Genomic DNA, 12,819 nt, shown 5'->3' with positions numbered 1-12,819 from the left:
GAATTAAAATCATCGCAGGTATAGTCTCAGGGAATAATTATGGATATCCGAACGCTGCGCTATTTCGTTGAAGTGGTTCGTCAGCAGAGTTTTACTCGCGCGGCGGAAAAGCTGTTTGTCACACAGCCCACCATCAGCAAGATGCTCAAGAATCTCGAAGATGAGCTGAACTGCACGCTGTTGATCCGCGACGGCCGCAAACTACTGCTCACCGATACCGGGCGCGTCGTTTTTGAACGCGGCCAGGCGATCTTGGGCGAGTTCAGCCAGCTGGAGTCAGAGCTGAGCGATATCAACCACCTGCATAAAGGGGTGCTGCGGCTTGGCATTCCGCCGATGGTCGGGATGCTGATGGCCGAGCCGATCAGTCGCTTCCGCCAGCGCTATCCGGGCGTCGAGCTGAAGATCGCCGAGTTTGGCGGCCTGACGGTCCAGCAGGCGGTCAGCAATGGCGAACTTGATATGGCGATGACCGCCCTGCCTGTCGAGGAGGATAGCAGCCTCACCATTCTGCCGTTGTTCAATCACCCGCTGTGCGTCCTGACGCCAAGGACCGCGGAGTGGGAAGGTAAAACCTCGCTCTCGCCGGCCGAGCTGGCGTCGCATCCGCTGGTTATCTACAACGAGGAATTTGCCCTTAGCCAGCAGCTGATGCGGCTGTTTGCCGAGCATGACGTGAAGCCACGTATCGCAGTGCGCAGCGGCCAGTGGGATTTTCTCGCCGCCATGGTGCAGGCGGGCATTGGCGTAGCGATCCTGCCGGAACCGATTTGCCAGCGTCTCGACCGGCAGAATTTTTGCTGGATCCCGTTGCAAAGCGAGCTGCGCTGGGAGCTGGGGATGATTTGGCGGGAAGGCGTATATATGTCGCGTAGCGCTGAGGCCTGGCTGGCGTGCAGCAAAGCGTTCTGGCTGGAATAATTCCCTGGTGACAACGCGTTCCGCAAGGGAAGGGGTAGCCCGGGTCAGGCGCTTGCGCCGCTGCCCGGGTTTCCCCCGGTCGCGCTAACGCTTACCGGGGCTACACATTTACTGCAGTCTCGCCAGTAGTCCGAATAAGCGTCGCGCTATTCGGATTACAGGTTATTGATCTTCGATTAACAGCGCTTCCAGCAGGTCGAGATCGTGGAGCAGCTTCTGCAGCGTCTCGTTACTGATCTGCCGGGTGGCGCGCAGATGATACAGCTCGCCGCGCTCAGAGCGCAGCGCCGCCAGGCGGAAGCGGCGTTCCAGACTCTCTTCGAGCATAGAGGTTTCCACGTCGTTACGCCCATCGGCGCGCCGGCGCAGGTTACCGATCACCCGCGAACTGACTTCGGTCAGCAGCTGGGTATCGATATTCTCTTTGGTATCCGCCGCCAGACGCTCTTCCATCTTCTGGATCGCCACAATCGCCACGTCAGCCGTTGCCGCGCGCGCCAGACGCTCCTCTTTCCGCTGCTGCACATTATCGCTCGATTCAATGTGACGTAGCAGGATCGGCAGCGCAATCACCCCGACGAACAGCGAGAACAGGATCACCCCGGCGGCGAGGAAAATCAGCTCATAGCGCGCCGGAAAGACATTCCCGTCAGGCAGCAGCAGAGGAATGGAGAGCACACCGGCGAGGGTAATCGCCCCGCGCACCCCGGCAACGGAGGAGATCAGCAGCTCGCGCGTGGTCCAGGAGCCAAACTCCATCGGCTTCTTCTTCAGGAAGCGCTGACTGAGCTTACGCATCGACCACAGCCAGCCAAAACGCACCAGCATCAGCGCGGCATAGATCAGGATAATGTCGGTAAACAGCATCCAGGTCTCAACGTTGGGGTCGGCCTCCGCCGCTACCAGCGAACTGGAGAGGATATCCGGCAGTTGCAGGCCCAACAACAGGAAGACCATGCCGTTGAAGACAAACTCCAACATTGCCCAGGTGCTGTTGGCGCGCAGGCGCATGGCCAAGGGCGCGGTGCGCATCACGCCGGAACGGGTGATGGTCATCCCCGCCGCTACCGCCGCCAGGATGCCGGAGACACCGATATGTTCGGCAATCAGATAGGAGGCAAACGGCAGCAGGAACAGCAGGACAATCTGCGTGGCGGGTTCATCCCCGCCCCAGCGGCTGAGGAAGCGCATCGAGCGGCCATACGACCAGCTCACCACAAACCCGGCCAGCACGCCGCCAATCGCCACCTTCAGAAATTCTACGGTGGCGCCGCCAACGGTAAAGACCATGGTGCCCATCGCCACCGCGACGGCAAACTTGAGCGAGACCAGGCCGGAGGCGTCGTTCATTAGCGCCTCCCCCTGCAGAATGCCCATGATTTTCTTCGGTATCCGCCCTTCCCCAACGATGCCCGAAAGCGCCACGGCGTCGGTCGGCGACAGCACGGCCGCCAGCGCGAACGCCGGGATCAGCGGAATGCCCGGCACAATCCAGTAGATCAGAAAGCCGATGCCGACCACCGTCACGACCACCAGCGCTAGCGCCAGGCCGAGGATCTCGCGCCCGTGTTCAATAAATTCGCGGGTTGGCGTTTTCCAGCCGTCGGCGAATAGCAGCGGCGGGATAAACAGTACCAGAAACAGCTCTGGATCAAATTCAACGTGCAAACCAAAGGTCGGCCACGCCAGAAGCGCGCCAATGGCGATTTGCATCAGTGGAAGTGGAACCTGAAAGGGCAGTACGCGCGTCACTACCCCGGAGAGTGAGACCACAAGGGTCATGATGAGGATGGTAAAGAATATTTCCATGTGTTCCCTGTTTGCTGCGTTTTCTTTTATACCTGTAAGGCGTCGTGCCTGTGAATCATACGCTACCCAGATTAACGCAAATGGAAACAGGATGTGGCTTAAAAATAAAACGGGCGGCCTGAGCCGCCCGTGAGGAGCACGAAGGGTTTAAATCGCCCAGCCGCCGGCGTAGAACACCACCAGCGCCACAGCGATAATCACCGTGCCGAGGTTCAGTTTGCGCCACTCTCCGGAGACCAGACGGCCAATAACCAGGGTCGCGAAACCGATCATGATGCCCGTCACGATGTTACAGGTCAGCACGATAAACACCGCGGTGATCAGGCCAGCCATCGCGTCAACAAAGTCATTGAAATCGATTTTCGCCACGTTGCTCAGCATCAGCAGGCCAACGTACATCAGCGCCGGCGCGGTCGCGTAGGCCGGCACCAGATAAGAGAGCGGGGAGAGGAACAGGATCAGCAGGAACAGGACACCGACCGTCACCGCGGTCAGACCGGTTTTACCACCGGCCGCGGTACCCGCCGCCGATTCGATATAAACCGCCGCCGGCGCCGCCCCGACTAAACCGGAGAAGACGCTGCTCAGGGAGTCGGTGGTCAGCGCTTTACCGCCGTTGATGATCTGTCCGTCCTTATCCAGCAGGTTCGCCTGGCCAGCCACGGCACGGATGGTACCGGTGGCGTCAAAGACCGCCGTCATCACCAGCGCCAGCACGCTTGGCAGCACGACCGGGTTGAGCGCGCCGACGATATCCAGGCTGCCGATCAGGGAATTACCCTGGCCATCGCTCAGGGATGGCATAGCGAAAATGCCGGAGAAATGGACGTTGGGATCGAAAATCAGGCCGACAATCGACACGCCGATAATGGTCAGCAGAATGCCGCCCGGCACCTTCATTTTTTCCAGACCAATGATCACCGCGAGGCCAATCAGCGACATCACCACCGGGAAACTGTCAAAGTTGCCCAACGCCACCGGCAAACCGTCCAGCGGGTTTTTGATCACCAGACCAACGCCGTTGGCGGCGATCAGCAGCAGGAACAGGCCAATGCCGATCCCGGTACCGTGCGCCACGCCCTGCGGCAGGTTACGCAAGATCCAGCTGCGAATGCCGGTTGCCGAGATCACCGTAAACAGGACCCCCATCAGGAATACTGCGCCGAGGGCTACCGGAATACTGATCTGCTGCCCCAGCACCAGGCTGAAGGCGGTGAAGGCGGTCAACGAGATAGCGCAACCGATCGCCATCGGCAGATTCGCCCATAATCCCATCGCCAGCGAGCCAACGCCCGCTACCAGACAGGTCGAGACAAACACCGCGGCCGGCGGGAAGCCCGCTTTTCCGAGCATGCCCGGCACCACGATGACGGAGTACACCATCGCCAGAAAGGTAGTAAGACCTGCAACAATCTCCTGACGCACGGTGCTGCCGCGCGCCGAAATTTTAAACCAGGCGTCCAATGAACCGCCGGTACGCGCTGAAGGCGTAGACATAGAAAACTTCCCCTGAAAATTTTTATCGTTCGTTGATATGCGTGGTGGACCGTCCACTGCCAGTTAAACGCGATCTCCATGTACCGAATCGCAGCGCCAGGGGGGCCGCAAAAAAGCAAACGTTTAACTCCGCGCATACACTACGGTGGTCAACCTTATCGCCTCCCCCGGACAGCAGAAAAAAGGGGGAGCGAAACAGAAAGGCAAACGATTATCCGGCCTTTAGATAACCCTTTTCAACCGATGTTTATCGTATTTCGCTAAATTTCGCTTATGACGAACAGAAAATAACCAGACGATGCGCAAACGTTATCGTCCATGCGCAATCCGCTAACAATTTTTTAGTGAGTTGCTTTCATTTATCGACGTCATCGGATCCGCTGATATCTCAGGCGCCGGGTAAGGTGAAGGGGCCGCCGCGCTCGATGGCGCGTTGCCAGGCCGGTCGCTGTTCCACTCGCTGACGCCAGGCCTCGATATGGACAAGGTCATGCATGCCGCCGCGCGCCAACAATGCCATCACCGGGAAGCTCATCTGGATATCGGCCATGCTCAGCCGCTCGCCAGCGAACCATGGCCGTGCGGCAAGATGGTCGTCAATGAACCGCGCATGGGTGGCCAGCTGCGGATCGAGCCACGTTTTCTGTATCCCCTTGCCCAGCAGCGAACCCAGCGAGCGAACGCCAAAGGGCACAGGGGGTTTGCCAAGGCTGGCGAACACCAGCTTCATTAACAGCAGCGGCATCAGCGAGCCTTCGGCATAGTGCAGCCAGAAGCGGTACTGCAGTTTGTCGTCAATTCCCTGCGGCTTCAACAACCCGCCGCTGTCCCAGGTTTCCTGCAAATACTCGAGGATCGCCCCGGACTCCGCCAGCACATAGCCGTTGTCTTCCAGTACCGGTGATTTGCCCAACGGATGGATTTTTTTTAGCGCCGCCGGCGCCAGCATCGTTTTCTCCCGCTGATAGCGGACTATCTGATAAGGCAGCTGCAGCTCTTCCAGTGCCCACAGTACGCGTTGCGATCGTGATTGATTAAGATGATGTACCGTCAGCATGAGCCTCTCCCGTAGTTTGTTCAAATTAACTATAGGAACAGGCGCTCATTGCCGGGAAAATTTCAGCAAAATAGTGAGGAAAAAGCGACGGCAGATGCCATAGTTAAAGTGTCGACGCAAACCGGAACCTCCATCAACAGATTGCGCAATACTGAGGGACGTCGACGTCGGGGGAAACCCTCTCGCGAACCAGCGAGATAATGCGAAAGACCAAGACCGGAAAACAACTAAAGCGCCCAGTTGTGGCGCTTTAGTTTTATCACTCGTCTTCCAGCAGCCGGGCGCCGGTTCCCTCTTCCCCCAGTTTATCGCCAGGGTTGCGCAGCGGGCAGTCGCGTCGCGATAAACAGCCGCAGCCGATACAGCCGTCGAGCTGGTCGCGTAGCGCCGTCAGGGTATGAATGCGCCGATCCAGCTCCTCACGCCACTGCGATGACAGCATCTTCCACTCTTTTGCGCTGAGATTGTGCCCTTCCGGCAGCACGCCAAACGCGTCGCCGATAGTGGCCAGCGGGATGCCAATACGTTGCGCAATTTTGATAATCGCCACCGCGCGCAGAACGTCACGCCGGTAGCGCCGCTGATTGCCGGCATTCCGCTGACTGTGGATCAATCCTTTACTCTCATAAAAATGGAGGGCCGAGACCGCCACGCCGGTTCGTTTTGCCACTTCTCCAGGCGTCAACAGCATTTTGATGCGGGGTGATTTCTTTTCCATAAAGCGCTTTACCTCAAGTTAACTTGAGGAATTATACTCGCCTGCAGACAAAACGACGAATCGAGAATTGAGAGAGGCCGCTTTATGTCCCATCAGGATATTATTCAAACTTTGATTGAATGGATTGATGAACATATCGATCAACCACTTAACATTGATATAGTCGCCAGAAAGTCAGGATACTCGAAGTGGTACCTGCAGCGGATGTTCCGTACCGTGATGCATCAGACGCTGGGGGACTATATTCGCCAGCGCCGCCTGCTGCTGGCGGCGGAAGCGTTGCGAACCACCCAGCGGCCGATCTTTGATATCGCCATGGATCTGGGCTACGTCTCGCAGCAAACCTTCTCCCGGGTGTTCCGCCGCGAGTTTGACCGCACTCCCAGCGACTATCGCCATCAGATCTCCGCGTGACGCGGCGGCTGAGGCACGTTCGCGGGCGCGGGAGCATTGGCTAACCACTGCATAAACTCCCGCGCCGGCATCGCTTTCGCAAACAGCCAGCCCTGGCAATACTGTACGCCGCGCTTGTAGAGCCAGCTTACCTGCTCCGGCGTCTCCACGCCTTCTGCAATCGTCTTTAACCGCAACCCGCGCGCCATCTCGATGATATGCTCAGCAATCAGGTGGCTGGTGTTGTTGGTGGTGAGCGTATCGACGAAGGTTTTATCGATTTTGAGGATATCGACGTTCAGCGCGTGCAGATTATGCAGATTCGAGTAGCCGGTGCCGAAATCGTCGATGGCAATTTCATAGCCTGCTTCGCGGAACGCCTGGATCACCGGCGTGGTCTTCGGTACGTCGATAAACCCGCGCTCGGTCACTTCGATTTTGATTTGTCCGATACAGACCGCGTAGCTGTGCGCTTTCTCACTGATCTGTGAAATCAGCCGCGCCGAATGGAAATCCGACGCAGAGAGATTGATGGCTATATACAACTGTGGATGGCTGGCCAGAAACTCACCCATTTCATAAAACAGTTCATCCACCACGTAGTCCGTGACCTGGGCAATCATGCCTTCATTTTCCGCCAGCGGAATAAACTCCGCCGGGTTCATCACCGGACCGTCAAACCCAGGCCAGCGCAGCAGCGCTTCCGCCCCAACGCAGCGGTTATTTTTAATATCGATAATCGGCTGGTAGTGCAGGCGCAGCTGGCGGCAGCTCAGAGCCCGCTGCAGCATATTGCGCGGCGAGTGATACTGTCGGCGGGTGCGCGACCACACCAGCACCAGTAAAATACTGCAAATTATCCCCAGCGGCAGCGTCAGACTGGCCTGGTCACAAAAGTTGTGATAGTAGCTGGCCCGCGAGGTGGACATAATGACGGCGATGGGGCGAATAGCGGAGCGGGCGATCGTATACACCCGGCCATTCTGATTAAAAAAGGTATCGCCTTCGCGAATTAACGCATGGAGTTCCGCGGGCTCGACATTGTTACTTACCGAGAAAAAGAGGTTGGTTTTGGTATCGAAAACGCCATAGGCTAAATCGCGGTCGCTGGCGATCACCGAGCTGTACGAGAAGGGATTAACCACCACAACATAGGGCCCCTTCTGCATATAATTCATGGCAAAGCCCGGATAAAACGGCGTGTCCCGGTAATAGTAAATCGCGACATCCGGCTTTTTGGTGTAATTAGCCGCCTGCATCCGCCAGCCGGTTTGCTGATGAACGGACGTTGAACAGATAAAGCGCTGGCCGTTAGCGTAGATCAGATCTTCCACATACAGCAGGCCGCGCACAATATGCAGTAAATAACGCTGGTGCTCCGCTGAACACAACTCACCGCGATACTGGCTGGCTTTAGCCCGAGCCTGATCCGCTTCCCGGATGACCATTTCCGTTTTTTGCAGCGCCAACTGCGAAAATGAGTGTAATTGATCAATGGTTTCGGCTTTAGCCCGCAGCTGGGCAAACCACAATGCCAGCACCACTGGCAATAAAATAACCAAACCTGTTCCGATGAGTCTTAGCGCCTTATGCGGCGCACTGTCACCCATTTACGCTTACATCCATGCGATATGCCTTAATTAAGGTAGCCCGAACACGTTAGCAATCGCGATTGCGATAGACATCAGCTGACATCCGACAGCCCTCACGAGCGTCAGTTTTACCTCTGATGGTGATGAATAATACTTATTTATCAGGTATTCGGAAGATATTCCGGCAAGATTAAGAATAGACGCGCATCTGACTCGGTTTCTCCGTGTAATAAACAAGAACAGGTAATAAAACCCGCAGAATAATAATCATTAGGCAGTGAATGAAAATATGCTTCCCGGGGTTGCCCACCAATATCCACACAAACTTCATAGTTATTAAACGCAGCAAAAGCTCATTTTTTGACTGGTGAATAAAGCGCCAAGTGTGATATAGTTCACACAAGTTGATGAAACAGAAATGGCGTTTCATCACTCTCTAGTACGCCAGTTGAGACCAGAGCGCTATGCCATCGTCAGTCGCGCCAGGTCGTCCATGGCTCCCGACTTTCTTTGAGGATAGGTTAATGGCTTCCATTACTACCAGTGTCGTATTATTGCGCTGGCCCCTGGTGAGCGCGGTGCTGATGTTTCTCGCCAGCTCACTGAATATTCAGCTTCGCAAAAGCGATTACGCCGGTCTGGCGGTGATCTGCAGCTGCCTCGGCCTGGCCGCCGCCTGCTGGTTCGCCACCGGTTTGCTCGGTATCACCCTGCTTGATATGGCCAAAATCTGGGGCAATATCAAAGATGTGATGATTGAAGTCATGAGTCAGACACCGCCAGAATGGCCAATGATGATGACCTGAGGTTAAAAAGCTTCCCGACGGGAAGCTTTTTCGTTTTCTGCAGCCCTTATTTCCCTAATTTGGCCATCATCTCCGGACGCATAAATTTATGGATCACCACCATAAAGAGCAGCGATGGGGCCAGCAAAATCAGCGCGGTAATCGACGAGACCTGATAGTTACCCGACATGCTGGCGTTATAGAGCAGCAGCGGCAGCGTGGTGATATCCGGCGCCCCGACGAAGAAAGTGCCGGTAAACTCATCCAGCGACTCCAGAAAAACAAAGATGCTGGCGGCAACGATCCCCGGCGCCGCCTGCGGCAGCACAATGTGCCAGAAGGTATACACCGGCCCGGCGCCAAGGTTACGCGATGCCCGCGCCAGCAGCGGGTCGATGGCTGAAAACGCGGCCACACAGATCCACACCGAGTACATCAGACCGTGGACGCTATGCACCAGCACCACCCCTGCGATACTGCCGTTCAATCCCCACTGATAAAACAATCGGGCAACATTCANGTATACCGTCAGGTTAGGAAAGGCCTGCGGGATAAGAAATAGCAGCATGAACAGCATCCGTAATGGCATTTTCCGCCGGGAAAGCGCATAGCCGGCGGGTACGGAAATCAGCAAACAGACCCCCACCGATAACAGAGCGATCAGCACGCTGGTTAACAGCGAGCTGGAGACATCGCTGTATGGATTGAAAACCTGATACCAGTACTTCAGCCCCCACCGGCTGGGCAGCGAATGGGGAAAATACCAGCTTTCCGCTACGGTCCAGATCAACAGGTTCAGCAGCGGACCAAACATCGCCAGCAGCATAAACAGCAGCAGCAGGGTCTGTAGCACCGGACTGGCGCGCACTTTACGGCGCCCTTTCACCCACCATGCCGGGGTTGATACGAGGGCCAGCGCTTTCATGATTCACCGCCTTTTTGCTGCAGGCTGTGGCGCAGGTAAAACCACGACAGCGCGCCGCAGATCGCCAGCGACACCACGCCAAGCGCATTCGCTACCGCGTAATCACCATAGGAATTGACGCGAAATGCCATATCCACGGTTAGCATCGTCGGGGTCCCCACGCCGATCATCAACGGTACCGACAGCACCGACATCATGGTCACCGTCGACAGCACCAGCGCCACGCCGATAGTCGGCAGGACCTGCGGCAGCATGATATCGAACAGGATCCGCGGCCGGGAGGCGCCAAGATTACGTGCAGCAAGGATCTGCGACGACTCCAGCGCCGCCATCGCCCCGCAGATCAGCAGCGTGGCAAAGGCCAGTTGCTTCCAGACAAAGGTGATCACTATCCCTTTCCATCCCAGCCAGGAGAGCGTCTCCAGCGGCGTGACCAGGTCGGCCGCCACCAGCGCATTGTTCATCAGGCCATTTTTGGCGAGAAAAGTGCGCATCATCTGGGCAACAACGATAAAAGGAATAAACAGCGGCAGGCGATACAAAAAACCCAGCAAACGCACAACGGGTCGGCAGGGTGACAGCGCAATCACTGCCGACAGGGTAATGGCGAGCAGCGCTAACAGCGCCACTGAGATCAGCACGATAAGCAGCGAAAAGAGCACATCGCTGGCGTAGAGCGCATAGACCTTGCGGAAGTGATCGAGGGTGAACGGCTGTCCCGGCGCGGTAAACGCCGAGACCAGCGAAAACCCCAGCGGATACAAAAACAGGATCGCGATCATCAGCGCCGCCGGGGCAACCAGCAGCAGATATTTTAATGAACTGGACATAATAAACCTGGCGTCAGCACAAGCAAGCGCCCGGGACGGCGGCCCGGGCTGGAAAAAGGTTTAATTAGCCACCTGGCTTTCGTAACCCTCTTTGATATCGTCAAAGTAGGGGGCGATCGGGAAGCTTTTGCCATACTTCGCCAGCGCTTCCGGCGAGATTTCGGCAAACAGCTTTTGCCAGGTCGCCGCATCCAGCTTCGGCTTCACCTGCCCGGCGTCGATGCCCGGATACCAGTTGAACTGCTTGACGATCCCCTGCGCCTGCACTTCCGGGCTGGTGGCCAGCGCGATAAAGTCGCGCGCCAGCTGCGGATTCGCCGCCTTCGCCGGGATGACGTAATACATCGGCTGGCCCGGCATGCCCGGCGCCAGTAAAGCAAGCTTGATCGACGGCGGCAGCTTGCCCTGATCTTTCCAGCTATAGAACATATCGACCCACACCGGGCCCATGGCGATTTCCCCCCGGCTCAGCATATCGAGCGTCCCGGCGTTGCCCGGGGTGAAAGTTACGTTTTTATTGAACGCCTTTAGCTTCTCATAGGCCTGCTGCCAGCCTTTTTCGACGCTTTTATCATAGGGCCCGGCGGAGAGACGCTGGGCGTCGGTCCCGTAGGCGTAGATCCAGCCCACCACAAAGCTGACGCCGGACATGCCGTTCTTGATGCCGTTATAGCCAAAAGCCTGCGGGTGTTTCTGCGTCCAGGCCACCAGCTCGTCATACGACGCCGGCGGGGTAGTGACCAGATCGCTGTTCCAGGCGATAGCGGTCTGGCTTAAGAACATCGGCATCACGTATCCGTCAACGTTAACGCCCAGCGCCTGGGTGGCGCTCGGCGAACTCACCATGCCGCCGGTCTGAATATCCTGACGGTATTTTTGCAGCAATCCCTTTGCCACCTGCTCACCGCCCGCCTTCTGGTGCACTACCGCGACGTCGATATCCCACTGCTGCGCGCCGCTCTCCTGCTGGGCCGTTAGCTTCTCGCTAATTTTATTCGACCCGGCGTCGCCGGGGCCGGTACCGATCACCCGCACCTTGACGCCGGGATGAGCGGCTTCAAATTTTGGCCCCAGCCAGGTTTTTACATAATCCACCATATTCTGATCGCCCGCGGTGGCGACGTTGAGAATGGTGTCGGCCTGTGCGCCAAGGCTCAGGAAGAGGGTCGTTACGATCGCTGCTTTCGTCTTAGTCAACATGGATTGTCCCCAGAATGAACACGCTGATATCACTGTGATAGTGCTAAAGGAAAAATATGCAGGGCCGGCGTTGGCACATGGAGCCGAACGCGGCTTTTTGTCGGCCAGCACTGCGCGGCATCCGCCAGCAGCAGGCGGTCATGGCAGCGCACGCTGTGACGATACAGATTGCCCAGAAACGCGCTTTGCTCCACCACGCCTTCCAGAGCCAGCCCCTCCTGCGGCGCAGGCTGCGTTAATTCAGCGAGCGCGGCATCGGCGCTGCGAAAATAAATAACGTTGTCACCCTGCTGAGCGGCAGATAAACCGGATATTGCGGCAGCGGATAATTCACCGGAAATTATTTTATTATCGGCCCCCATAAAATCAGCGACGAAGGGCGTCGCGGGGCGTTGATATATTTCTTCCGGCGTGCCGGTTTGTTCAATACGCCCCTGATTTAATACCGCAATGCGGTCCGCCATCACTAAGGCTTCCTGCTGATCGTGGGTGACAATTAATGACGTGAACCCCAGTCTCTTTTGCAGAGATTTAATTTCATGGCGCACATTCAGGCGCACTTTGGCATCCAGATTAGATAACGGCTCATCCAACACCAGCACCTGGGGCTCTATGGCCAGGGCTCTCGCCAGCGCCACCCGCTGCCGCTGGCCGCCCGACAGTTCGGTCACTTTCACCTCGCCAAGCCCTTCGAGATTGACTATTCGCAGCAGCTCCGCCACCCGCCGCGCGATATCCGCCCCGCGCCATTTGCGCAGCTTCAGGCCATAGCCGATATTGCGCGCTACCGTCAGGTGCGGCCACAGGGCGTAGCTTTGAAATACCATGGTGATATTGCGCTGCTCCGGCGCAAGATGAGTGATCGTTCGGCTGGCAATAGCCACCTCGCCGCTTTGCACCGGAATAAAGCCGCAGAGGGCGTTCAGCAGCGTGGTTTTTCCGCATCCCGACGGGCCCAGTAGAGCAATCATCTCTCCCTGCTCTACCGCCAGATCGATATTATGTAAAACCACCTTATCGCCATAACTAATTTTAAGGCCGGAGATCTGTAAATAACTCATATTTGCTACCTGAAAGCGCTGCTGCGGCATT

General features: G+C 56.8%; 12 protein-coding genes. 3 read left to right on the top strand and 9 right to left on the bottom strand.

Going from position 1 to position 12,819, the window contains the following annotated elements; all coding sequences use genetic code 11:
• The first annotated feature begins 39 nt into the window (after positions 1-39).
• Positions 40-921 carry a LysR family transcriptional regulator gene (locus tag VZP09_RS22425; RefSeq protein WP_004177821.1) on the top strand — a complete coding sequence of 294 codons (882 nt, stop codon included), beginning with the start codon at positions 40-42 and terminating at the stop codon, positions 919-921.
• 162 nt (positions 922-1,083) lie between these two features.
• Here VZP09_RS22425 and VZP09_RS22420 read toward each other — a convergent pair whose 3' ends face one another.
• From VZP09_RS22420 to soxR, 4 genes are all read right to left on the bottom strand, one after another.
• Positions 1,084-2,730 (bottom strand): Na+/H+ antiporter, encoded by a 1,647-nt coding sequence (locus tag VZP09_RS22420; protein ID WP_002885082.1) that lies wholly within the window; start codon positions 2,728-2,730, stop codon positions 1,084-1,086.
• Between the two features lie 147 nt (positions 2,731-2,877).
• Entirely contained in the window at positions 2,878-4,227 is a 1,350-nt protein-coding gene (locus VZP09_RS22415) for an NCS2 family permease (protein ID WP_002885079.1), read from the bottom strand.
• Between the two features lie 388 nt (positions 4,228-4,615).
• Positions 4,616-5,284: a glutathione S-transferase family protein gene (locus VZP09_RS22410; protein ID WP_002885078.1), complete on the bottom strand. Its 669-nt coding sequence runs from the start codon at positions 5,282-5,284 to the stop codon at positions 4,616-4,618.
• A gap of 259 nt (positions 5,285-5,543) precedes the next feature.
• Positions 5,544-6,002, bottom strand: a complete 459-nt coding sequence (gene soxR / locus VZP09_RS22405) for a redox-sensitive transcriptional activator SoxR (RefSeq protein ID WP_002885077.1) — start codon at positions 6,000-6,002, stop codon at positions 5,544-5,546.
• An 84-nt stretch (positions 6,003-6,086) separates the two neighbouring features.
• On the opposite strand from soxR, the gene soxS reads away from it, so the two are divergent.
• Positions 6,087-6,416, top strand: coding sequence for a superoxide response transcriptional regulator SoxS (gene soxS / locus VZP09_RS22400; protein ID WP_004151738.1), 330 nt, complete (start codon positions 6,087-6,089; stop codon positions 6,414-6,416).
• Here the strand turns inward: soxS and VZP09_RS22395 are convergent.
• On the bottom strand, positions 6,401-8,005 hold the full coding sequence (locus VZP09_RS22395; RefSeq protein WP_020803550.1) for an EAL domain-containing protein: 1,605 nt from the start codon (positions 8,003-8,005) through the stop codon (positions 6,401-6,403). The genes soxS and VZP09_RS22395 overlap by 16 nt on opposite strands.
• Positions 8,006-8,511: 506 nt before the next feature.
• Here VZP09_RS22395 and VZP09_RS22390 point away from each other — a divergent pair.
• Positions 8,512-8,793, top strand: a complete 282-nt coding sequence (locus tag VZP09_RS22390; protein WP_004177826.1) for a YjcB family protein — start codon at positions 8,512-8,514, stop codon at positions 8,791-8,793.
• 46 nt (positions 8,794-8,839) lie between these two features.
• On the opposite strand, the gene VZP09_RS22385 is transcribed toward VZP09_RS22390, so the two are convergent.
• From VZP09_RS22385 to VZP09_RS22370, 4 genes are read right to left on the bottom strand one after another with little or no spacing between them, the layout of a single operon-like run.
• Entirely contained in the window at positions 8,840-9,697 is an 858-nt protein-coding gene (locus VZP09_RS22385; RefSeq protein ID WP_328795415.1) for an ABC transporter permease, read from the bottom strand.
• Entirely contained in the window at positions 9,694-10,527 is an 834-nt protein-coding gene (locus tag VZP09_RS22380; protein ID WP_004177833.1) for an ABC transporter permease, read from the bottom strand. The genes VZP09_RS22385 and VZP09_RS22380 overlap by 4 nt, the downstream gene beginning before the upstream one ends.
• A gap of 60 nt (positions 10,528-10,587) precedes the next feature.
• Positions 10,588-11,727 (bottom strand): ABC transporter substrate-binding protein, encoded by a 1,140-nt coding sequence (locus VZP09_RS22375; RefSeq protein WP_004177835.1) that lies wholly within the window; start codon positions 11,725-11,727, stop codon positions 10,588-10,590.
• A 29-nt stretch (positions 11,728-11,756) separates the two neighbouring features.
• Entirely contained in the window at positions 11,757-12,788 is a 1,032-nt protein-coding gene (locus tag VZP09_RS22370) for an ABC transporter ATP-binding protein (protein ID WP_032415926.1), read from the bottom strand.
• Between the last annotated feature and the right edge of the window lie 31 nt (positions 12,789-12,819).

Origin of the sequence: Klebsiella sp. EMBS2024 (assembly GCF_036233805.1) — a bacterium.
Classification (GTDB): domain Bacteria; phylum Pseudomonadota; class Gammaproteobacteria; order Enterobacterales; family Enterobacteriaceae; genus Klebsiella; species Klebsiella pneumoniae.
The sequence above is the reverse complement of the archived record's forward strand: the minus strand, read 5'-3'. Positions and strand labels throughout refer to the sequence as shown.